Raw genomic sequence first — 22,175 nt, forward strand, 5'->3', positions numbered from 1 at the left:
TACGCCTACTATAAAGGTTGGCTTGGTTACGCTGACTTACTGAGTTCCTCAGATTTTTCAGCTTGTTGTTGTTCTACCGATTTACGGTTGTCTAAAAAATGCTTGAGCACGAATAAAGCCGCCATCATGAGGTATGCGTAAACAAACATCAAGGTTGAACCGGTTGCAATTCCTACCGCTGGGGAGTGAATAATTCCGAAGAACACTAATATCGCGCCCGCGGCTGCGGCAACTGCACCGCGTAAAGGTTGATTTAAGATTGCGAAGATTGCGATACAACCCCATAGCATACTTGCTAGCGGTGCCCCATTGCCTAAATGTACAAGCCCTTGGTAGTAAACGCCTTTGTGTAATAATGTGTCGATACCGATGGCATTGGCAGACGTACTCGCCGCGCTCATTACGCTGTTGACCATTGTTAGTGCCCAGTTAGCAATCCACGGGAACAAACAAATAAAGATAACGGGAACTTCGATTTTCGGTGTTTCTCGTACCACTTGGTTGGCGGTGACCACCCCGATGAACACCAAAATGGGGACGATGGCTGTCATTGGAATGATAGCGAGCATGAATGCACCGATACCAAATAATGGTACGATGAACATGGTGATACCGGATGCTAATGTATAACCTACACTTGCCCCCATTGCTTTCCAGCCTGCGTGGCCCACGTAAACCGTCACTGGGAATGGATTACCCAAAAAGCAACCGACTGTAGATGATAAGCCATTAGCTAACATAACCTTACGAGTATTGTATTCATCACCTGCGGCGTGTGCACTTTCAATATTTTCAAGGTCAAAAATATAGTTAGCTAAGCCCAAAGGAACTGCGGAGGCCAAATATGGCAGCGCATGCGGTAAGCCTTGGAAGAAACTATCAATATGGATACCCGGTGGGTTAAAGCCAAAAGAGGCCATTGAGTCTTTGATTGCTTCTGCACTTTGTAGGCCCGAGGCCCATGCGAGTACTGTACCTGCGATAAGCAGTAATAATCCCGTTGGGATGCGGGCAAAGATAGGTTTTTTACCGAACCAGTTAATAAAGATCAATAACAGCACAATGAATGAAACGGTTGGTGCTTCAAATGCTTGCAGCATTGGGTTCATTGCCAGTAACAGCAATCCTAACCCTGACAAACAGGATAACAGTACGGTACGCGGGATCATCTTACGGATAGTTTCACCTAAGAAAGAACCGCCTACCAAGATCATTGACTCAACGAAACACCAAACCAGCGCGATTTGAATAGCAAATTCGGCATTTTGTGTCGTTTGATACACTGGCATGATGACTAAGAAAGTGACTGTAAAAATCGACGGGGCGCTCGGGCCTGAGGGCAAAGCGGTAACATCGTTGCGCCCCGTTTGCTTGATCATTTGCTGGCCAAAATAAGCATAGCTCACACTGGCAAGTAAAACAGCGAAACCAAAGGCAGGGGCGATACGGCCGTAAACAATTTCAGATGGGATGCCGACAACGAAAATTAATAGGCCCATCATGGTAAGTAGGTTAGTTAAGTTATTGGTCATTAAGCCAAAATAGGCTGCCAAGTCCCCACGTTTCCATTTGATATTTAGTATATTCATAAAATACTCCCATACCCGTCATACTTTGAACCGCAGCGTTGTTGGCTGCGTTCATTCACCCTAGTCACATACTTGTGTATGCTCCTAGGGACTCATTTACTTGCCGCCTAGCTGCAATTCAAATTATTTAGGGTATGCCCCTACATTTTGAGTTACAGCACTGTTTTTCAAATAAAATTAATCAGGGTTCTCGTTTTATTTTTATTGCCCAACCGGAGTTGGGCGTCTTTTTTTATGATTGGAAACTAAGCATATTTCTGTGCGTAGGACAGCATCGCTTTTTCAAAGCAATCAAATGGAGGGTGAACAATACCCGCTCCAATCATACCAATACCTGCATCTTTATGAGCAATCGCTGTGTTGATAACAGGTAGAATGCCGCTTGCAGAAACTTTAGTGATATCAATGGCTGTAGGGATACCCATAAAGCCCAATAATGGGATAGTGACATTTGGGTTTTCGCCTAGCGTGATTTCACGCATTTGGCGAGAGAAATCAACGGCTTCTTCTACCGTTCCACCAACTAATGCAACGATAGCTGGTGCGGTTGCCATAGCAAATCCACCAATACCGTAGGTCTCTGTGATTGCGGAGTCACCAATATCTAAACCTGAGTCTTCGGGTTTATAGCCTGCGAACATCGGGCCGATAACTTGTTGTGCTGGACCTATGAACCATTGACCGGGTAATCCACTGATACGTAAACCAAATTCATAACCATTACGAGCCATAGTCGTCACGACGGTGCTGTACTCAATACCATGAGCCGCATCCATTGAGGCTTTACACATGGCCATCCAAGTTGGGCCTGAGAAATAATCACTACTTGCGACGAAGTCAAAGACTTCTTTTTGCTGAGCGACAGAGAAATCAGTTTGAATGATCCCCGTTGTTAGTGCTTGGATAAGTAATGTGGTCCCTGCATTGTTGCGGTTATGGCACTCATCTCCCATATGCAGCGCTTGCGCTAACATTAAACGCAGGTCGATTTCACCTATTATCTTCATCGCGTCACGCAACATTGGGCCTAAGACATCACGCATCCAATTTAAGCGGTCGATAACGCTTTGGTCATTGGCACCCATCCGCAAAATTTTTGCCATTTGTTCACTCAGGTTAGTGAACGCACGGTTACCATAGGTTTTGTTTTCAACAATATGCATAAACATTGAGGCTGAAGTCACGCCGGCCATAGAGCCAACACAGTCATGCTCATGGCAAGGGGAGAAAATGATATCGCCTGATGCGGCAACACGCTCTGCATCGGCTAAATCTTTCGCTAAACCTTCAAAAACCAGCGCACCTGTAACTGCACCTTTCATGGCACCACACATGTTTTTCCATTCGACAGGTGGGCCTGCATGTAAGATGGTGTTTTTGGTCATCCCTGGAACCACATTAATGGCTTGGTCATAGCCGATTAATACTGGCTGAGATTGAATGATCCGCTCAAGGGCTTGGGCGTTAGCCGCTGCAATTTTGGCTTGTAATGCTTCATTGCCTTCAATTTGGTCGAGAGCACGGATAACCGCTACGTTCCCTTGTCCCGGCGGCGTCCAATTTAAGTGAGTAACAGGAACATGTTGTTTTTTCAGGTCATCACTGAACATCTCGATACCCACATTGATGACACTTAATGGCTGTTTAAATAATGAAGTCATTATGCTTTCTCCCCTTTCCACACAAACTCACGCCCTAATAAACCGGTATTAGTACTGCTACTTGCCCAAATCACACCTGCATCTGTCAGCATTTTGACTTGTGCATCCATAGATGGGGTATCTTGGTCAGTGCCAAGCACATAGCCTAAGATTTCTAATTCACGCCCATCAAGTTTCGCGATGTTTTTGGCTTCTTTAATGGCATCAATCATGACGCCGACTGGGTCTTCGTGTGAGCCAAAACCGAGAACGAAGTCCATCATGATCACGCCAACCTCAGGGTCGCGTGCTTCTTGTAATAAACGTTCGATACGATTGGTTGGGTCGATCATTGGGTGTGGTTTACCATTGGTAAAGTCATCGTCGCCAAAATCGAGGAAGGTGTGCGCAATACTTTTGTTTAAATCTTTCAAGCGATAGTCAGGGTTTGGCTGAATATTGCTGTAAACATCATCATATTTTTCCAGTGCGGCAAACATGGCTTCATCACATAATGTGCCACCACAGAATAAACCTCGAATGTATTTCTGTTCTGGTTTCAGTTTTGCTCTAACTTCATCAATCAGCGGTAAGTTGAGAGGGTGTAAATCTAAATCTTCTTTGCGAATACCGGTTAACAGAACGGCTTTCAGAGCCGCTTCTTTAGTACTTTGCGCGAATGTCAGACCCGGTTTGTCATCTGGCAGTGGTTGGTTACCTAAGAAACAAACAACAACGGGTTTGTGGCATTTTTCAGCTTGCTCTAACACTTTTTTGGCAACAGCGGGGGCTGGTGGTTTAGAAATCAGCACAATAACTTGAGTTTCATCATCGGCATCTAACATTTTCAGGGCATCAATCATCATGATCCCGCCAATTTTTTCACTAAGGTCTCGACCGCCTGTACCGATGAGCTGAGAAACGCCTGCGCCAAATTCATGAATACGTACGCTTATCTCTTGGCTACCTGTACCGGATGCTCCGATGATACCAATGCTTCCACGGCGTACATTGTTGCCAAAGCACAGTGCTGAGCCATTGATAATTGCGGTTCCGCAGTCTGGGCCCATCATCAATAAGCCTTTTTTACTCGCCAGTTGTTTGAGTGCTAATTCATCTTCAATCGATACGTTGTCAGAAAACAGCATGACGTTAAGGTCGTTTTCTAGGGCAATTCGCGCTTCGCGAGCAGCAAATTGACCATTGACTGAAATGACGGCAAGGTTGGCATCTGGGATATGTGTTTTAGCTGAATTAATTGTGGCGTATTTGGCTTCATGTTGGCCGCCACCTTGGTTCTTTTTATTAAATAAATCTTCGATAGCGATTAATGTGGCATCATTGGCTTCATCGCTTGACCCTTTAATAACAATCATTAAATCGCCATTTTTAGCCTCTTCTAGCTCAGGCGTTAATAGCCCTAAATTTCTTAGTACGCCTTTATTCATTTCTGTTGCCATCGCGACAAAGGCTTGCTCGACATTATCGAGTTGGTTGGCTTTCGTGGAAATAGACATCAGTGAGACTGAATCGAAATAGGTATTCTTCTTTATGACAACTTTAGTCGACATAGTTTTCTCCGAAATAATGGGTGAGATATAGGGCATCACGTAAGCCAAATAGCATGTCGCTGCCAGAACTCGACCCGATATTTAAAATCTCTAAAAATTGTGAATAAATATGTGTTTCTTCTGCATCAACTAATGCCTGAATTAATTGCTGCATATTTTCGCGATATTCTTGGTTTAAGGCTTTTTCTAATGTAATTGCGCTAATGGGCGTGGTTTGGTTTTTGCCTTGTGTAATGGCTTGATGAAATTCATCATAAGCAGCAAAAATAATGTGTCCTTTACGCAATCCCCCCGCCATTAGCCCAACTAAATAATCATCACCGGAAGGCGTGAGGCCAATACCGAGTCCAATAAATTGTCGAATAACCTTGGCTAAGGGTTGTTGTTTTTTACTCTTTAATAATTCAATTAGTTCTAGCCGTAACTGAATAAGTTGTTCTGACATGGAACGATAAAATATATTTTCTCCCTGATAATTGAATAGGGAATTTTTATTTTCACTTAATATTAAATCCAAAGTTTTTACTTGCTTTGCTATATATAATAAATAATTTGAATTTCTTATTTTTTTATCATTAAAAACAATATTAGGTTGTTGCCATTCTTTACATAAAGAAAATGAAATTAAATAATTTTCACCTATAGCCATTTCGTTATTTGAAAAAACAATAGGTTCTCCAGCCTTTAATGTTAAAAGAGAAAAACTTGTGTTGATTAATCGGCAACTATTTGGTGCATTATCTAATTGAGCGCTTAATAAAGTATAAAGAACATGGTCTATTGAAATATTGATTGCTTTATTAAAAACTTGCTCTATTTTCCCGGTAAACTGCGGCTGATGTAAAAGTTTAAGAAAATGTGTATCAGCCGTGAGCCCGTATAATATTTGCCGATGAGATATGGATGCTTTCACATGCCTCCTTATCGGTATGGTTTAGTTATGCCCCTGCGGCAATGAGTAACTCAGCAATTTCGTTATAGCCTTTTTCACGAGCCAACTCTAACGGCTTCTTACCATACTTGTCTGTCATATGCGGGTTTGCACCGTGGTCTAATAGCAACTTAACAATCTGTTGTTGCTTTTCTCCGCCATCATTTAACACGATAGCTTCGAGTAATGGTGTCCAACCGACAAAGTTAGTATGGTTCACATTAATATCTGTTTTTTCAAGTAACTCACGTACAATATCAACGTGGCCTTTCTCGCTGGCTGGCGTAATTCCAACACCACCGAAGCGAGTTAATAAATCTAAATTTGGTTTAGCGGGTAATACAAGACGTAACAATGTTAAATCGTTATTTAAGCAACTTAATAAGAAAGGGTTAAAACAAGTTTGGTCTTGTTTATTAATATCTGCCCCTGCATTAATGAGGAAAGAGACACATTCATAATGTTTATTGAGACTTGCATTAATAATAGCCGTACGGCCTTGGCGATTGGTGGTATTAATATCCACACCTTTTTCGAGACAACTTTTTAATAACTCTAATTGCCCTTGTTCAGCTGCGGTTAAAAAATCTTGAGCGAGAGTGCTGGTTGTCATCATTTCCCCTTAGGTTGGTGTATTGTTATCACCAACATAGATAAAGACAATTTAAAGATTATTTGTGATGATTAGAGCATAGCAATTGTCATTAATAAAAAGAATCCATTTAAATTTAATTCATCAATTAAGTACTCGATTGTTGAATTCAATTCAACAATCAACCATTTTTGTGCGTGTGAGCATCCTTTTTTAGCGTTTATTGATGTTTTTTGTCTGTTTTATGACCAGTTTTGTGTGATTTTTTTTGTTAATTGACGGTGAAAATGAGGATTTGATCAGTTCTGTGATGCGCATCAAATTGAACGTGTCAAACTTGTTAAAATTGTGATTTATTTGGTTGTATTTGACGTGGGTGTTAATGATTGGTTTGGGTATTTACTTCAATAATATTAAGTATTTTGAATATTAATAGTCAGGCCTTTTTATTAATAATAAATAAAATCTATTCCCGCTATAAATAATTCTGTTAAGCTATAAAATAAGGTCGAAAAATAGTCTGTTTTTTAGTCTGTTGAATATTATTCACATAAAATCATGATCTGGCTAAATTTCAAGCAGGGTAAGGAAAGTAAGCATGAACTCTATTTTTACAGAAGAAAACCTACTGACTTACACAACAGCAGCCAAGTTTGCGAGTTTTAGTAAGGCGGCGGAAGAGTTGGGCATTACCACCTCAGCGGTCAGTTACACCATTAAGCGCATTGAAACCTATTTAGATGTTGCATTATTTATTCGTAATACACGAAATATGGAACTGACTGAGGCGGGGTATTATTTTTATCGTAAAGCGACCGATTTACTTAATAATTTTCATTTAATTCAAAAAAGTATTTATTCTATCGAGCAAGGCATTGAAGCCCGCGTCCGCATTTGTATTAATCAACTGCTGTATACCCCTTACCATACCGCTAAGTTACTGCAAATATTGAAAAAGCAATTTGCGACTTGCCAAATTACGGTCACAACTGAGGTGTATAATGGTGTGTGGGACGCGATTATTAATAACCATGCGGACATCGCGATTGGCGCACCGGGTACATTAATGGATGGTGGCGGAATTGACTATACGGAAATTGGCGCCATCCATTGGCAATTTGCTATCGCCGCGACGCACCCTTTAGCGTTGATGCCAGAGCCGATTGCGGAAAGTCAATTACGTCTATACCCCAATATTATGGTAGAAGATACCGCACATACCATTAATAAACGGGTTGGCTGGTTATTACATGGGCAAGAAGCAATCCAAGTTCCTGATTTTAACACTAAATGCCAATGTCAGATCTTAGGGGAAGGGATTGGTTTCTTACCCGATTACATGGCGAAAGAGCCTGTAAAAAATGGTTTGCTGGTAATAAAAAAAATTCAAAACCCACGGCAAGACTCGCACATGTTATTAGCCACGCAGCACTCGGCTACGGGGTTGGTTACCCAGTGGATCAGAAAGGAATTTGCCGAAAAAGGGGTTTTAACAGAGCTGTACAGCGATTTGTTAAAACCCATCGGTTAATCATGGTTATTGAGTGGCAACATCGAGTGCTTTATTGATAGCATCTGGGATCACCGAGCCGTGGCTTTTACCATCAAATAAGGTAAATTCACACGCTCTTTGCTGACTTTGTATTTTGTCACACAGCTGACGAGCGCTGATCCAGCTTTTACGTGCTTGATAATTTTGTATCTGTTCTTTACTGAGTTTGGATAAGTCAGGGGTCTCTTCTAATCCTCCTAATGTGACGAAAAGCGGCGCAGCGTCTTGTTGACGCGTTAGCTTCGCTAAATCGACCATTTCCCCTTTACCCCACCAAAGAGACGGGCTGGCAGTGACGTAAAATTGAAAGTCATCAGGCTGCTGTTGATAAGCCATCAAGGTAAACAATCCACCAAATGAATGGCCGAATAAAGTTTGTTTATTTTTATCGATCGGAAATTGGTGTTCAGCCCACGGACGAAGGGTCTGAATCAAAAATTGATACAAGGCTGGTGAGCCACCACCTTGTTTAAAATCTTCACCATTAACGGGTGGGGTATAATCGTAAGTTCGCCATACTTTTGGAAAGGCTTCATCAACGGGGTAGCCGATACCAATAATAATCGGCAGTTTATCCGCTGGCAGTTTTTCGACGGCACGATTAACCACTTTTGGGTATAACCCATTGCCATCAAGCATATATAACACAGGGCGTTTGGCTGTGAGATTATCCGGCACGGCACTGTAAATACGCAAAGCGCGGTCACCATACGTCATATCCGTTTGCTGAATATGATAAAACTGGCTGACCTTTTTATCCAAAGGCGGAATAGTTTGGCTTGGGCGTGCGAATGCGGAACTTGTCATACACAGTAATAGGCCACTTAATATGATTTTATTCATTAATTGAGTCTATTTAAGGGTTTGAGGGAATACCTGAAACAGGTATACCCTCAGAGTTAATTAGAAACTAACGTTCACGTTCGCCCAATAACGGCGTCCATCTTCAACGTCCCAGTTGCCACCGCCTTTAGCATCAATTTTATCACCTTTCTCATTGGCGATATTTAACACTGCAAAGTTTAGTTTGGTGTTTTTAAATAATTGATAAGTTGCTCCCATATCCATTGTGGTATAGCCACTACGGTAGCGAGGAACTTGAGAACCATTACGTTGCGCAGCCCATACTTGTTTTCCTACGTACTGCGCACGAGTATACAAATTGAGATCTTCGTTAAACTGCCAATCTAATTTTGCGTTAGCCATATGTTTTGGGGTTTTATCCAATGGATAGCCTTTGAGTGACTGTCCACTAGTCAGCTTTTCATCATCGCTCTTACGTTCAGAGTCAGTATAGGTGTAATTCATACTGAGTTTCCAATCTTGAGCCAGTGGGATACCCGTTGCCACTTCAACGCCTTTAATATTAGCTTTACCTACATTATCAAAGGTATACAGCTTTAAGTCTGTCAAAGGGTCAGTTCCACCAGTGTAATAACTGGTTAATTTATTTTTAAAGTCAGTATTAAAGAATGTTAGGCTGGCATCAAAGCCTGACTCATGGTTGTATGCGATACCAATTTCTTCACTGACGCTTTTTTCTGGCTTCAGATCCGGATTACCGTGGATGATCCCTAAACCTTTTTCGGTTGAAGTCCCATAATTTGGACTGGTTTCACGTAATGTTGGCGCACGAAACGCAGAGGAAATCCCTCCTTTAATGGTGATTTCGTCAGTGAGATAATAAACCGCATAACCACGAGGGTTCCAATGATTACCATAAGACTCATGGTGGTCTAAACGCAATCCACCCGTCAATATCAGATCCTCTGTCGCCGTGAATTCATCTTCCAAGAAAAAAGCATGTTGCTCTGCGGTTAGTTTAGCATTTTCAGTTGTTGAAGCGCCTGTTGAGGAGGTGTCTTTTAATTTAGCATGTTGGAATTGACCACCGACAGTTAGGATATTGTCTGGTAGAAATGCAACCACTTTCCCATCAACCACCGTATTGGTGATTTCAGGTACGCGTGCATCATAACGATATTCCGTGACCTTAGTCGCAGGGTCTGTGATGTCTGTTTTAGTTCTTTTCTTGGTTGTTTCTTGGTAAACACTCAATTCAGTATTAAATGAGTCCCAATCACCTTTATAGGTTAAAGCGAAATGGTTACGGTCATTATGGATTTCAGAGTGTTTATTTGGTCGAGCCTTACCGTTAAACTCACTGGTTGGTGCAAGGGAATTACCCGGCTTTTCTTCTCTTTCTTGTGTTGTTCTACCCGCTTCCAATAAGAAAGTTTGGTTTTCCATTGGGGTAAAGGTCAATTTCGCCGTTAAGCTTTTATTGTCTTTCTTATGGTGGCCATCTTCGATTTTATCTTCCTGACGATAATCACCTCCACCATACAACTGTAAGCCTAGTTTATCTTTCACTAAAGGACCGGACAGGTAGAAATTACCGTCGGTTGAATTACCACTATCACTGTTTTCTTGGATAATTGCCCCTGTGGTGACGCTGCCGTGCCATTCATTGGTCACTTTCTTGGTGATGATGTTGATAACACCACCCATCGCATCAGAACCATACAGTGAGGACATAGGTCCACGGATCACCTCGATACGCTCAATCGCTTCCACTGGTGGCATAAAGCCAGCTTCAAAACCACCGCTACCATTTGGACGTGATTCGCGGCTATTTTGACGGCGACCATCAACCAGTATCAGGGTGTATTCACCGGGTAAGCCGCGAATATTAATGTCTTGCTTATTGGCTGCCCCAACAATACTGACGCCTTCAACATCTTTGACTGCGTCGGCTAAATCACGTACAGGCTTATTTTGCAATTGTTCTGCGGTGATCACTGTGACACTTGCTGGCGCATCGCGTAATTGTTGTGAGAAACCAGATGCACTGACGACCATCGTGTCTGTTTTATTATCTGCTGCTGTGGCGCTAAAAGTAGTTAAAGCCGCGCAAATACCTGCGGCAATCAGGGTGTAGTGATATTGCGGAGTCATATTTATCCCTAGTAAATATAAATGATAATGATAATCATATTGTTTGCGGATATTATCACTAAAACATGCCAAAAATAAATGATTAGCTTGCTAATTTATGGTTGATATTTGATCTCAGATAAGAATTTTCACCTATCATTTTTTCGTTCTTTTTGTCTATTTTATCAAGCTTAACGAAAAATTAAGGCTTAACTTTGATATGCGGTATTTAGCCGCATTCAAAATTACTTTAGCGCTAGCGTTTACTCAGGATATTTTAGTTATATTAAACGCATACTTTTGAGCGTCTTATCTTTTTAAGATTAAGCACTGGTAACTCTGAGAGAAATTAGCGCTCTGATGCACTAAGATGGGAAAATTCCCCAATTTTTGCTTTGTATTTATTGATAATAAATCGGCATAGAATCATTTCATCAATAACCTTCATCATAAACTGCCACGTAGATGGAAAAATAAAAATTTCATTTTTTAGTTAATTGACATTTTTAATCCGTTGGCATAGTTTCAATCAGATTTAGAACCTTATTTATTTTATCTATAAGGCACCTATCTATGCATGCATTTGCAACGACTCGATGGCAACTACTGCGTCTCGCAATAGCGATGTTTTTTACCTACATGACGGTAGGACTGCCGTTGGCTGTCATCCCATTATTTGTTTTTCAAAAACTGGGGTTTAGTGACATCTGGGTGGGGGTAGTAATTGGTGTTCAATTTTTAGCAACCTTACTAACTCGCGGGTATGCAGGGCGTCTTGCTGACCAACGTGGTGCGAAAAGAACTACATTATATGGCATGTTGGCCTGTGGGGTATCGGGTTTTTTCTGCTTACTTGCCGTGTTATTGCCCGAAGAACCACTGTATCAAATTGGATTGTTAATGATAGGCCGGCTGATTTTAGGGCTAGGCGAAAGCTTATTATTAACCGGGAACCTAACATGGGGGATGCGTTTAGCGGGGGCAGAGCAAGCGGGCAAAGTGATGTCTTGGAATGGCATGGCCATTTATGGCTCTTTAGCCGCAGGAGCGCCTCTTGGATTACTGATTTATCAGCACTATGGCTTCATTGCGCTTAGCGGAATGATTATTGTCTTACCTTGTATTTCATTGTTCATTAATGGTTCGGTGGCTAGGGTTACCCCTTTACAAGGGCACAGGGTTTCCTTTTGGTCGATTATGTACAAAATTTGGCGTATGGGGGTAATATTAGCGCTACAAGGTATCGGTTTTGCCGTGCTCAGCTCCTTTGTTTCCTTATATTTTGCTGCAAATCAGTGGGGAAATGCAGGCTTCGCCTTAAGTGCATTTGGTGGCGCTTTTGTTCTGGTGAGGGTCTTTTTGGGTGGTCTACCAGATAAATATAATGGCTACAAAGTTGCCTTGTTATCGTTATTCATTGAATGCATGGGGCTTATTACACTGTACTTAGCACCAAATTTTTCAGTGGCATTATTAGGTGCAGCTCTAACGGGGATGGGGTGTTCATTGGTTTACCCTGCAATCGGCAAGGAAGTGGTCAAGGCTGTTCCTGCCCAGACACGAGGTACTGCATTAGGGGGGTATTCCGCTTTTCAGGATATTGCCTATGGGGTCACAGGGCCGATAGCGGGGGTAGCAGTTGCGTATTTGGGCTATCGCGGAATTTATTTAGCAGCGGCGGTTGCTGTCATGATGGCTATTTTGCTGTCATTCACGACGCTGTTACGTTCTCGAAAAACGACTAGTTAAAGAAAGGCTCTATGAATTAGAGGCGCGTGATGGTAGAAAATTTGCCAAGATACATTTATATTCTTGGGGGGTAACATTAACGATATTTAGTATGTATGTTTCTTATATTCCCCAAATAATGAGTAAGCCTGATGTTAATAAAACTAAAGAATAAGCCCATTTCTTTTGCCAATGTGCCTAGGGTGATATTTGGTATTATTACTTTTGTCACTGCGCTATAAATTGAAAGACATAGGATATCGGCTACACATTATTCTCTATAATGAATAATGGAAATATTATTTAATTAATATCATCTAAATAAGAATAACATAATAAGCATAATCATATTAGGAATGTGGTTTTATTATCTTTTTGAATTTATAGGTTATTTAAATTTTTATAATAATATAAAAAAAAGAAATATTTAAGATAAGTATATTTATTATTATTTAAAGTTCATTAGCTATTGCTTTATTACATTTACTTCGTAAATATAGAGTAATAATTAATATTGATTTTAGACCTTGAGAGTTATTATGAGTCAATCCTCCCAGTCAGAAATGAATGAGCATAAAACGACGAGTGAAAAACGTAGAACATTATGGATGATAATTGCAACTGTTATTATTATTCTATTATTTATTGCCTATGGTATTTATTGGTTTTTAGTTTTACGTTTTCAAGAATATACTGATGATGCCTATGTTTCTGGGTTGCAAATACCTATTATTGCGCAAACGACGGGCAACGTCACTCAAGTCAATTTTGAAAATACCGACTTGGTGAAAGCAGGGGATGTGTTGGTTGTATTAGATAAAACCAACGCGCAGCTATCCTATGAGCAAGCAAAGCATGATCTTGCTACTACTGTGCGTAAAACTAAAGAACTGTACATCAATGGTGATGAGTATCAGGCGCAAATCCAAAAAAACCGTGTTTCGCTTGCGCAAGCCCAGAAAGACTATCAACGTCGCGCTGCACTAGGGCGTAGTGGCACCATATCAAAAGAAGATTTACAGCACGCTCAAGAAGCGGTTCAATTAGCACAAGCTGCCCTTGATATTTCAATCCAACAATACAATGCGAACCGTGCTTTATTGCGTAACACGGCATTGAGAAATCAACCCGCTATTCAGCAAGCTGCTGACAGTGTGCGCAGTGCGTGGATTAACTTACAACGTACTGAAATTAAAAGCCCAATGACGGGGTATGTATCGCGACGTAACGTACAAGTGGGTTCTCAGGTCAGCCCGCAAAGTTCATTAATGGCGATTGTACCTGTTCAACCTGTTTGGATAGATGCGAACTTCAAAGAAACCCAGCTAGAAAAAGTGCGTATTGGTCAACCAGTGACGATTTACAGTGACTTCTATGGCGATGATATTGTGTATAACGGCACGGTCGCTGGACTCGACATGGGAACGGGGAGCGCTTTTTCTTTGTTACCCGCCCAAAATGCAACGGGTAATTGGATCAAAGTGGTTCAACGTTTGCCCGTACGCATTGAATTAGACCCTGAACAAGTGGCGAAGCACCCGCTGCGAATTGGTTTATCTATGAATGTAACCATTGATATTAAAGACCAAAGTGGCCCCGTTTTAGCAGAGGTTCAGCGTACTACACCTGCATTTGAAAGCGACGTCTTAGTGTTAAAACTCGAAGATGTTGACCAAATAATCGACACGATTATCACCAATAACGCTGACTAGCCTGAAAGGAGCTATTGTGGCAGATATTCAACCACTTAAAGGGGCAAAACTTGTATGGGCAACCATTGTGCTGTCCCTTGCTACTTTCATGCAAGTGCTCGACTCTACGATAGCTAACGTGGCTATCCCGACGATTGCAGGTAACCTTGGTGTTTCCGTGTCACAAGGAACATGGGTAATCACCTCTTTTGGCGTCTCCAATGCCATTTCTATTGCCATTTCCGGTTACCTTGCTAAACGTTTCGGTGAGATACGAGTTTTCTTGTGGGCAACGGCACTGTTTACTTTATTTTCACTCTTATGTGGTTTCTCTGATAGCCTCAGTATGTTGATTTTATACCGTGTTTTACAGGGAGCTGTTGCGGGGCCTGTGATCCCATTATCGCAAAGTTTAATTATGCGTTGCTATCCACCTAAAATGCAGAATATGGCGTTGGCATTTTGGTCGATGACGATTATTTTAGCCCCTGTATTCGGTCCTATTTTTGGTGGTTATATTAGTGATAACTTCCATTGGGGCTGGATATTCTTTATGAATGTTCCTTTGGGGATCTTTGTGATCATCGTAGGCTCTATCATCCTAAAAGGGATGGAATCGACGATCGTCAAAGTGCCGTTCAATGTGATTGGCTTAGCATTGCTATCTGTTGGTGTTGGCTGTTTACAAGTCCTATTGGACAAAGGGAAAGAACTCGGTTGGTTAGCTTCAGATGAAATTGTTACATTAGCTGTAATTTCTGCCATTGCGCTAGTCTTCCTCGTCATTTGGGAGCTAACCGATAAAAACCCGATTGTTGAGCTTTCCTTGTTTAAATCGCGGAACTTCACCATAGGAACCATTTCAGTCAGTTTGGCCTATATGGCCTATTTCGGTGCGATTGTTCTTCTACCGCAACTTTTACAGGAAGTGTACGGTTATACTGCAACATGGGCGGGTCTAGCGCTGGCGCCTATTGGGTTATTGCCTGTACTGTTTTCTGCGCCTGTGGCCAAGCTCTCTAATTTCCTTGATATTCGCTGGATAGTCACTTTTAGCTTTATTTTTTATTCGATCTGTTTCTTTTGGCGGGCTTATACCTTCGAACCGAGCATGGGCTTTTCTGCGGTAGTTTGGCCTCAACTTATTCAAGGTATGGCAGTTGCATGTTTCTTTATGCCTTTAACTACGTTAACCCTTTCAGGGTTGCCGCCTGAAAAGTTTGCATCAGCCTCTAGTCTTGCAAACTTTTTCCGTACCTTAGCCGGCTCGATTGGAACATCGATTACCACCACCATGTGGAGTGATAGAGAAGCCTTACACCATAGCCAATTAACGGAGTTTATTACTGATTATAACCCCGAGTCATTGGAGATGTACCAAGAGATGGCTGCGCATGGTTTAAGCTCCGAGCAAACATCCGGTTTTATTGCGCAGCAAATTACCAGTCAAGGTTTGATTATTGCCGCAAATGAAATTTTCTGGCTCTGTGGCTGGGTATTTATTGGCTTAATTATTACGGTTTGGTTTGCTAAACCCCCATTTGGCAGCAAAGCAAAGTAAGGGCAAAGTAAGGGGACTTGTGGGGGCGAAGCGAACCGCCCCTTTAATAATAAGATAGCTTGCTATAACATCGACTTAGGAATGATATTGTCGAAGCTAAGGGTTGGGCGGTTAGCTTCAATCTCCCGCAGCGGTTCGACTTCTTTAAAGGTATTTAAGCAACGAGTAACAAGATCTTGATAGTCTTTGGTACCACTGCTTTTCCACGCAATTTCTTTGTCTGATAACTCACGTAAGACTTTAGCGGGAGTACCAACAATCAGGCTATTTTCGGGGAAAATCGCTTCTGCTTTGACGAATGAACAGGCGCCTACAATTGCGTTTTCACCAATCACAGCGCCATCCATAATGACACTATTCATACCGACTAATGCATTACGCTTGATATGACAACCATGCAAAATCGCCCCATGACCGATATGCCCATCTTCTTCCACAATAGTTTCATACTGAGGAAAACCATGCATTACACAATTGTCTTGGATATTGGCGCCATCTTTAATAATTAGGCGACCAAAATCCCCTCGCAAACTGGCATTAGGGCCAATATAGACATTTTTGCCAATGATCACATCACCAATCAGAACCGCTGTTGGATGAACAAAGCTTTCAGGGCTGACAACCGGTGTAAGGCCATCAATTTGATAAAAAGGCATATAAGCTCCTATGAGTAAGTTTAGGCGGCGATATCTCTCAATACTCCACCAAAACGCCGGTAATAGGCGCTTGAAGGTTGAGGTAGCTCCCCAACGGTTGTCTCACAAAACTGGGAAACATATTGAGTGGCAGCTTGGTCGATACGCTGATAAATATTGGTGCAAAGGTGGCGAGCGATGTGCCCCTCCCATTGAGCAGGGAGGAGCTCATCAGGAAGTAGCGGGTCTTTCAGTGTGACACGTCGATAAAAATGGATTAATAACAAACGCAATTGGAAGCAGTGTTCAGGGGAAATTGCGGACTCCGTATGATCTTTAAGTAGCAATGCCAAGGGTCGGAATAACGAAATAAACTGATGATAATGCTCTGATATTTCTTGCAAAGACCACGCGTGCGATACTAATTCTTTTAGGTGCTTCTCTGAACGGCTATAAGGGTAGTCCGCCCGAAAATAAATAACTTGCTCTGTAGCGTTCAATTCGTTTAATAAAGCGGGAACATCACTTTGTGCACAACTGGGGGCGGCCATAAGTGAGGTATTAAATTGCCCAAATCCTAGCCAACCTAGTTCTTTTTTTAGCCGGATTTTTTCATCTTTATTCGCGGCTTCGAGTAGCAATAAATCCCATTTCCCGTCCCAATCAGGTTGCTCGGCGAGATAAATTTTAGTTTCTGCGCGACGGAATCGACTTTGCCCCCGTTCAGATATACGGTAATAACTGCGGCGACCAATTTTTTCGACATCTAACCAGCCTTCTTTTTGTAAACGAAAAACAGAAGTGCGTACAAAGCGATCGGTAAACCCCATTGGTTCCAGTAATTTAGTCAAACTGCCTAGCCATACTTCACCGCCACGATGATGTAATGCATCTCCATACAGTGAGCTGATAAGCGACGTTCCGCTGATCGGTTGGCTGGCAATGGCGTGTTGAATAAATTGGTCGAGTTTCGTATCCATTTCTGTTTCATCCATAAATTTTATGTATCAGAAGACTTACTGAATAGTAGACATAAATTTCGATATTGTCTTGTATTACAAAAAAGCGAAATGTATTAGATGAAAAGAAAGCGCAGCAGGTTATTATCTTCCGTTGCGCTGTAATTAATTGAATTAAATTGCAATTCGAGTATCGATGACGCGTTCTGCTTTACCTTGTGAGCGAGGAATATCACCACAATTAACAATACTGATTCGGGTGCTGATACCGACCATAGATTTGATACGGTGTTTAAGATGATGGCAGATGTTACAGCGTTCATCATAGGTGAGCTGCTCAGGGTGCTTGAGCTCTACACGGACGGATAGGTTGTCCATATTCCCTTGGCGGCCAATTTCTAATTGGTAGTGAGGGGAAAGCTCTTTGAATTGCATGATTTGCTCTTCAATTTGAGAAGGGAACACATTCACACCACGGATGATCATCATATCATCAGAGCGGCCTGTAATTTTTCCAATCCGACGCATATTGCGATTTACACCATCCATTAAGTGGGTTAAGTCGCGTGTTCGATAGCGAATAATAGGCATCGCTTCTTTCGTAAGGGTAGTAAACACTAACTCACCATGTTTACCTGCCTCCAAGGTTTTTAATGTGTCAGGTGAAATAATTTCGGGATAAAAATGGTCTTCCCAGATAGTGGGTCCACTCACGCCAGCATCTGCACATTCCATCGCGACACCAGGGCCCATCACTTCGGATAAGCCATAAATATCTAGCGCCTTGATCCCTAAGCGAGTTTCAATTTCAGTACGTAGAGATTCAGTCCAAGGCTCTGCACCAAACACGCCTAGTCTAAGTGAGCACTTACTAGCATCCCCTCCCATGATTTTCTCTAGTTCATCAATGATGCTTAGGCAATAAGATGGTGTCACCATGATGACATCGGGTTTAAAATCGGCGATTAATTGAGCTTGCTTCTCAGTTTGTCCGCCCGACATCGGGATGACTGCTGCACCAAGGCGCTCCGCGCCGTAGTGAGCTCCCAGACCACCAGTAAATAAGCCATAACCATAAGCCACATGAACTTTATCACCACGCACAGTGCCCGCGGAGCGTAGGCTTCTGGCAATCAAGTCAGCCCAGTTATCGATGTCTCTTTGGGTATAGCCGACAACAGTCGGACGGCCTGTAGTTCCTGAAGAGGCATGAATGCGAATAATTTGCTCCATCGGTACGGCAAATGTGCTAAATGGATAGTTTTCACGTAAATCTTGTTTGGTGGTATAAGGGAATTTTTCGATATCACTAAGTCGTTTAAAATCGTCAGGATGTATCCCTACCTCGTCAAATTTTTTGCGGTACATTGGCACATTTTCATATGCGTGAGTAAGTGTCCACTTCATTCGAGAATACTGTAATGACTCAATTTCATCGCGTGAGGCAAACTCAATTGGGTCGATGCTATCTTTGATCATGCTCATAATTGCCAGTCCTCATAATTATTATGTTTACCCATTTTATTTAGTCGTGTTATGGGTATAAGCCTGAGCAGGTGTAGGGTTTCAGGCCGTTTTTTTATTTGTAATAAGATGCTGTTTAAATTCGCTCAATAATCATTGCTATGCCTTGCCCAACACCAATACACATAGTGCAGAGCGCATAACGACCTTGTTTCCGATGAAGTTCATTAATCGCAGTAATCACCAGTCTTGCGCCGCTCATGCCAAGAGGATGGCCTAATGAAATGGCTCCGCCATTGGGGTTAACGTGTGGCGCATCGTCAGGTAGGCCTAAGCCCCTTAACACCGCCAGAGCTTGAGCTGCAAAAGCTTCGTTTAGTTCAATGACATCCATTTGTTCAATACTCAGCCCTGCCATTTTCAATACTTTCTGGGAGGCAGGCAGTGGGCCTATCCCCATCAGTCTAGGTTCAACACCGCAGGTTGCGGTGGCCACAATACGTGCCCGAGGCGTCAGCCCTTGTTGTTTAGCGATATTGCCAGAGGCAATAATTAATGCCGCTGCACCATCATTGACACCAGAAGCATTCCCTGCCGTCACTGTGCCATTTTCACGAAATGGCGTTTTTAGCTTTTGCAGTTGCTCAAATGTGGTTTCTGCCCGTGGGTGTTCATCTTCACTGACTAACAACTCACTTTTGCGTTGTTTTACTGTCACGGGAACAATTTCTTGCGCAAGAATACCGTTAATTTTTGCGGCCTCAGTTCGTTGCTGGCTACGCAGTGCAAAAGTATCTTGGTCTTCACGGGTGATGCGGTAGGTTTCTGCCACATTTTCAGCCGTTTCAGGCATGGAGTCTGTGGAAAACTTTTTTTCCATCAAAGGGTTAATAAAGCGCCAGCCAATCGTGGTATCAAAGACTTGTGTTTGACGGGAAAAAGCGGATTCTTGTTTCCCCATGACAAATGGTGCGCGGCTCATGGACTCGACACCTCCGGCTATCATTAAACTGGATTCCCCTGCTTTAATGCTTCTAGCCGCTAATGCGATAGCATCCAAACCTGAGCCACATAAGCGGTTAATGGTGGTGCCAGATACACAAACAGGTAAGCCCGATAACAAGCCTGCCATGCGAGCCACATTGCGGTTATCTTCTCCCGCTTGGTTTGCGCAGCCTAAAATAATGTCATCGGTCAGTGACCAGTCGAGGTGTGGATGCCTTTCCATGAGTGCTTTGAGTGGAATAGTTGCAAGGTCATCAGGGCGCAGGGATGAAAGTGCGCCACCATAACGGCCGATGGGTGTCCGAACACCATCACAAATATATGCATCAATCATGGCTGCTCCCCTGTTAAACGTTGACCTAATCGATGAGAGCGACCGTGAAAAACAGCTAGTTTTTTTCCATCCTGATTGATAATTTCCACTTCATATAGCCCATTACGTTTACCTTGGTGTTGGACTCTTGCCGTTGCGGTAAGAATGTCGCCTTCAAAGCCGGGGCGGATAAAATCGATAGAGCACATTGAAGCAACGGCTGCATATCCTTGGCTATTACATGCGTAGGCAAAAGCTGTATCAGCGAGGCTAAAAAGTTGCCCACCATGGCAGGTTTTATGGCCGTTAAGCATGTTTGACGTAATTGGCATGCGCAGTTGCGCATAGCCTTCTTCTACCTGCTCAATGGTCATTCCCATTGCTTTTGCGCATGCGTCGTCTTGATACATAATGTGTGCTGATTGCTGGGCCAGCGTGCTATTCGGAACACAAATCATGGCAACTCCTTAAACGATAATGACTGATAGCCAGCGGCTAATTGCCTTAATAATGGGTTTGGACGATAACGGTTATCCCCATAACATTGAGTCAGATGTTCCAGTACCGATAACACTCGCCGCCAACCGAGTTGGGCTCCCCAAGCCAGTGGCCCTTTAGGATAATTAACGCCAAAACACATGGCTTTATCTGTATCTTGCGCTGTTGCAACCCCTTTATTCACGATATCTAAGGCTTCATTACATAGCATGGCAACGGTTCGCATGACTAAAAGCGCGGGGTAGTCAGGTAGTACAATGACGTTTTTCCCAAGCGACTGAAAAAAGGCAATTGCGCATTGATTTTGTTGCGTACTATTTTGTGCTGCACAACATAGCGTGACTGTGGTTGCTGTGTGATAGTTTGCTGATAAATCGAATTGCACGACCGCTTGCCCTAGTGCTTGCGCATGGGAGGACGCGAATTTACCATTTGCTAACATAATAATAACGTCATTAACAATAAGTGTCGGTGAATGGTTATGGGCTTGTTCTGATCCTTCGAGGGAGATCCCATTTTCAGATAAAAGCTGCACAAATTCAGGAAAGATCTGCCAATCGCCACGTACTTTTACCGTTTGGGGCTGGCTTATTGCAACGTTGGCAGCCAATGATGGCGTTGGTTGAGCTTGATTATCATCATAATGATAGAAACCTTGTTTTGATTTACGACCTAAATGCTTCGCTTGAACTAATTCCAACTGCATGAATGAGGTTTGAAAACGTGAGTCATAACCGAATGCCTGAAACATGGATTCAGTAACGGCATAATTAACATCATGACCAATTAAATCCATCAGTTGTAATGGGCCCATAGCAAAACCGCCTGCATCGCGGATTGCGCAATCTAATGTCGCAGGTGTGCCAACTTGTTCTTCAAGTGCACGTAATGTTTCGGCATAGAAGGGTCTGGCCACACGGTTAACAATAAAACCGGGGGTTGAGCGGCAAACGACAGGGACTTTTCCAAACAATAGCGTCAATTCTTGTAGCTGTTTTATCGCTGAGTCTGATGTTTCTAGCCCACGGATTACTTCAACCAATTTCATAACGGGAGCAGGGTTAAAAAAGTGCAATCCAGCAAGACGCTCTGGATGCGTTAATTGACAGGCGATTGCGGTAATTGATAAAGACGAGGTATTACTGGCAAAAATGGTTTTTTCGCTACAAATGCCTTCGAGTTCACCGAAAATGGCTTGTTTGATATCCAGTTTTTCAGCAACTGCTTCAATGACTAATTGTGCTTCTGAGAGTTCAGGCAAACTTTCCGCAACGGTAATGCGATTAATTAGCTCTATTGTTGTTGCTGTCTGCGCTTTCCCTTGCTCTACGCGTTTATGCAGTCGTTTAGCCATTTCTGTGAGGGAGTGTTGTAAAACCTCTTGGTTAACATCAAATAATAAGACACGTAAACCCGCGCTCGCGGCAACTTGCGCAATACCAATCCCCATAGTGCCTGCGCCAATGACGGCGATGGTATTGATGGTTAAATTCAAAGGTAAGGTCATGA

17 protein-coding genes are annotated in these 22,175 nt (G+C 42.5%); 4 read left to right on the plus strand and 13 right to left on the minus strand.

The features are described from left to right. Nucleotides 1-26 precede the first annotated feature (26 nt). The 5 genes from ACLPIE_RS15960 to ACLPIE_RS15980 all read right to left on the minus strand — a co-directional run bounded on the left by ACLPIE_RS15960 (nucleotide 27) and on the right by ACLPIE_RS15980 (nucleotide 6,344). Nucleotides 27-1,589 (minus strand): permease family protein, encoded by a 1,563-nt coding sequence (locus ACLPIE_RS15960; RefSeq protein WP_430262701.1) that lies wholly within the window; start codon nucleotides 1,587-1,589, stop codon nucleotides 27-29. 245 nt (nucleotides 1,590-1,834) lie between these two features. Further along, nucleotides 1,835-3,250, minus strand: coding sequence for a YlbE family protein (locus ACLPIE_RS15965; RefSeq protein ID WP_430262703.1), 1,416 nt, complete (start codon nucleotides 3,248-3,250; stop codon nucleotides 1,835-1,837). Next, nucleotides 3,250-4,800 (minus strand): acyl-CoA synthetase FdrA, encoded by a 1,551-nt coding sequence (gene fdrA / locus ACLPIE_RS15970; RefSeq protein WP_430262705.1) that lies wholly within the window; start codon nucleotides 4,798-4,800, stop codon nucleotides 3,250-3,252. The genes ACLPIE_RS15965 and fdrA overlap by 1 nt, the downstream gene beginning before the upstream one ends. After that, a complete protein-coding gene (locus ACLPIE_RS15975) occupies nucleotides 4,790-5,713 on the minus strand; it encodes an oxamate carbamoyltransferase subunit AllH family protein (RefSeq protein ID WP_430262706.1) in 924 nt (307 codons plus the stop codon). The genes fdrA and ACLPIE_RS15975 overlap by 11 nt, the downstream gene beginning before the upstream one ends. Before the next feature lie 25 nt (nucleotides 5,714-5,738). Then, the gene (locus tag ACLPIE_RS15980) at nucleotides 5,739-6,344 is read right to left on the minus strand and encodes an ankyrin repeat domain-containing protein (RefSeq protein ID WP_430262707.1); all 606 of its coding nucleotides are present in this window, start codon (nucleotides 6,342-6,344) and stop codon (nucleotides 5,739-5,741) included. 577 nt (nucleotides 6,345-6,921) lie between these two features. Between ACLPIE_RS15980 and ACLPIE_RS15985 the strand changes: the two genes are divergently transcribed. Then, nucleotides 6,922-7,854 carry a LysR substrate-binding domain-containing protein gene (locus tag ACLPIE_RS15985; RefSeq protein ID WP_430262708.1) on the plus strand — a complete coding sequence of 311 codons (933 nt, stop codon included), beginning with the start codon at nucleotides 6,922-6,924 and terminating at the stop codon, nucleotides 7,852-7,854. 6 nt (nucleotides 7,855-7,860) lie between these two features. On the opposite strand, the gene ACLPIE_RS15990 is transcribed toward ACLPIE_RS15985, so the two are convergent. Beyond that, on the minus strand, nucleotides 7,861-8,718 hold the full coding sequence (locus ACLPIE_RS15990; RefSeq protein ID WP_430262709.1) for an alpha/beta hydrolase: 858 nt from the start codon (nucleotides 8,716-8,718) through the stop codon (nucleotides 7,861-7,863). 60 nt (nucleotides 8,719-8,778) lie between these two features. Next, entirely contained in the window at nucleotides 8,779-10,833 is a 2,055-nt protein-coding gene (locus ACLPIE_RS15995; RefSeq protein ID WP_430262710.1) for a TonB-dependent receptor domain-containing protein, read from the minus strand. 552 nt (nucleotides 10,834-11,385) lie between these two features. Between ACLPIE_RS15995 and ACLPIE_RS16000 the strand changes: the two genes are divergently transcribed. From ACLPIE_RS16000 to ACLPIE_RS16010, 3 genes are all read left to right on the plus strand, one after another. Continuing rightward, nucleotides 11,386-12,561, plus strand: a complete 1,176-nt coding sequence (locus ACLPIE_RS16000; RefSeq protein ID WP_430262711.1) for an MFS transporter — start codon at nucleotides 11,386-11,388, stop codon at nucleotides 12,559-12,561. 518 nt (nucleotides 12,562-13,079) lie between these two features. Further along, entirely contained in the window at nucleotides 13,080-14,252 is a 1,173-nt protein-coding gene (gene emrA / locus ACLPIE_RS16005; RefSeq protein WP_430262712.1) for a multidrug efflux MFS transporter periplasmic adaptor subunit EmrA, read from the plus strand. Nucleotides 14,253-14,268: 16 nt separating this feature from the next. Then, nucleotides 14,269-15,792 (plus strand): DHA2 family efflux MFS transporter permease subunit, encoded by a 1,524-nt coding sequence (locus tag ACLPIE_RS16010; protein ID WP_430262713.1) that lies wholly within the window; start codon nucleotides 14,269-14,271, stop codon nucleotides 15,790-15,792. Nucleotides 15,793-15,854: 62 nt separating this feature from the next. Here the strand turns inward: ACLPIE_RS16010 and paaY are convergent, their stop codons facing one another. The 6 genes from paaY to ACLPIE_RS16040 all read right to left on the minus strand — a co-directional run bounded on the left by paaY (nucleotide 15,855) and on the right by ACLPIE_RS16040 (nucleotide 22,173). After that, entirely contained in the window at nucleotides 15,855-16,448 is a 594-nt protein-coding gene (gene paaY / locus ACLPIE_RS16015) for a phenylacetic acid degradation protein PaaY (RefSeq protein WP_430262714.1), read from the minus strand. A gap of 20 nt (nucleotides 16,449-16,468) precedes the next feature. After that, nucleotides 16,469-17,407, minus strand: coding sequence for a phenylacetic acid degradation operon negative regulatory protein PaaX (gene paaX / locus ACLPIE_RS16020; protein ID WP_430262715.1), 939 nt, complete (start codon nucleotides 17,405-17,407; stop codon nucleotides 16,469-16,471). Between the two features lie 153 nt (nucleotides 17,408-17,560). Further along, nucleotides 17,561-18,871, minus strand: a complete 1,311-nt coding sequence (paaK, locus tag ACLPIE_RS16025; protein WP_430262716.1) for a phenylacetate--CoA ligase PaaK — start codon at nucleotides 18,869-18,871, stop codon at nucleotides 17,561-17,563. A 115-nt stretch (nucleotides 18,872-18,986) separates the two neighbouring features. After that, nucleotides 18,987-20,189: a 3-oxoadipyl-CoA thiolase gene (gene pcaF / locus ACLPIE_RS16030; protein ID WP_430262717.1), complete on the minus strand. Its 1,203-nt coding sequence runs from the start codon at nucleotides 20,187-20,189 to the stop codon at nucleotides 18,987-18,989. Next, nucleotides 20,186-20,626, minus strand: a complete 441-nt coding sequence (gene paaI, locus ACLPIE_RS16035; RefSeq protein ID WP_430262718.1) for a hydroxyphenylacetyl-CoA thioesterase PaaI — start codon at nucleotides 20,624-20,626, stop codon at nucleotides 20,186-20,188. The genes pcaF and paaI overlap by 4 nt, the downstream gene beginning before the upstream one ends. After that, a complete protein-coding gene (locus ACLPIE_RS16040; RefSeq protein WP_430262719.1) occupies nucleotides 20,623-22,173 on the minus strand; it encodes a 3-hydroxyacyl-CoA dehydrogenase in 1,551 nt (516 codons plus the stop codon). The genes paaI and ACLPIE_RS16040 overlap by 4 nt, the downstream gene beginning before the upstream one ends. Between the last annotated feature and the right edge of the window lie 2 nt (nucleotides 22,174-22,175).

It is taken from the genome of Providencia sp. Me31A (genome assembly GCF_050487165.1).
Classification (GTDB): Bacteria; Pseudomonadota; Gammaproteobacteria; order Enterobacterales; family Enterobacteriaceae; genus Providencia.

Excerpts from the sequence above, each read along its gene's own strand:
- ACLPIE_RS15995 (WP_430262710.1), bottom strand. The coding sequence starts at position 10,833 with ATGACTCCGCAATATCACTACACCCTGATTGCCGCAGGTATTTGCGCG.
- paaI (WP_430262718.1), bottom strand. The coding sequence starts at position 20,626 with ATGATTTGTGTTCCGAATAGCACGCTGGCCCAGCAATCAGCACACATT.
- ACLPIE_RS15965 (WP_430262703.1), bottom strand. The coding sequence starts at position 3,250 with ATGACTTCATTATTTAAACAGCCATTAAGTGTCATCAATGTGGGTATC.
- emrA (WP_430262712.1), top strand. The coding sequence starts at position 13,080 with ATGAGTCAATCCTCCCAGTCAGAAATGAATGAGCATAAAACGACGAGT.
- ACLPIE_RS16040 (WP_430262719.1), bottom strand. The coding sequence starts at position 22,173 with ATGACCTTACCTTTGAATTTAACCATCAATACCATCGCCGTCATTGGC.
- ACLPIE_RS15980 (WP_430262707.1), bottom strand. The coding sequence starts at position 6,344 with ATGACAACCAGCACTCTCGCTCAAGATTTTTTAACCGCAGCTGAACAA.
- paaK (WP_430262716.1), bottom strand. The coding sequence starts at position 18,871 with ATGAGCATGATCAAAGATAGCATCGACCCAATTGAGTTTGCCTCACGC.
- paaX (WP_430262715.1), bottom strand. The coding sequence starts at position 17,407 with ATGGATACGAAACTCGACCAATTTATTCAACACGCCATTGCCAGCCAA.
- pcaF (WP_430262717.1), bottom strand. The coding sequence starts at position 20,189 with ATGATTGATGCATATATTTGTGATGGTGTTCGGACACCCATCGGCCGT.
- ACLPIE_RS16000 (WP_430262711.1), top strand. The coding sequence starts at position 11,386 with ATGCATGCATTTGCAACGACTCGATGGCAACTACTGCGTCTCGCAATA.
- ACLPIE_RS15990 (WP_430262709.1), bottom strand. The coding sequence starts at position 8,718 with ATGAATAAAATCATATTAAGTGGCCTATTACTGTGTATGACAAGTTCC.
- fdrA (WP_430262705.1), bottom strand. The coding sequence starts at position 4,800 with ATGTCGACTAAAGTTGTCATAAAGAAGAATACCTATTTCGATTCAGTC.
- paaY (WP_430262714.1), bottom strand. The coding sequence starts at position 16,448 with ATGCCTTTTTATCAAATTGATGGCCTTACACCGGTTGTCAGCCCTGAA.
- ACLPIE_RS15985 (WP_430262708.1), top strand. The coding sequence starts at position 6,922 with ATGAACTCTATTTTTACAGAAGAAAACCTACTGACTTACACAACAGCA.
- ACLPIE_RS15960 (WP_430262701.1), bottom strand. The coding sequence starts at position 1,589 with ATGAATATACTAAATATCAAATGGAAACGTGGGGACTTGGCAGCCTAT.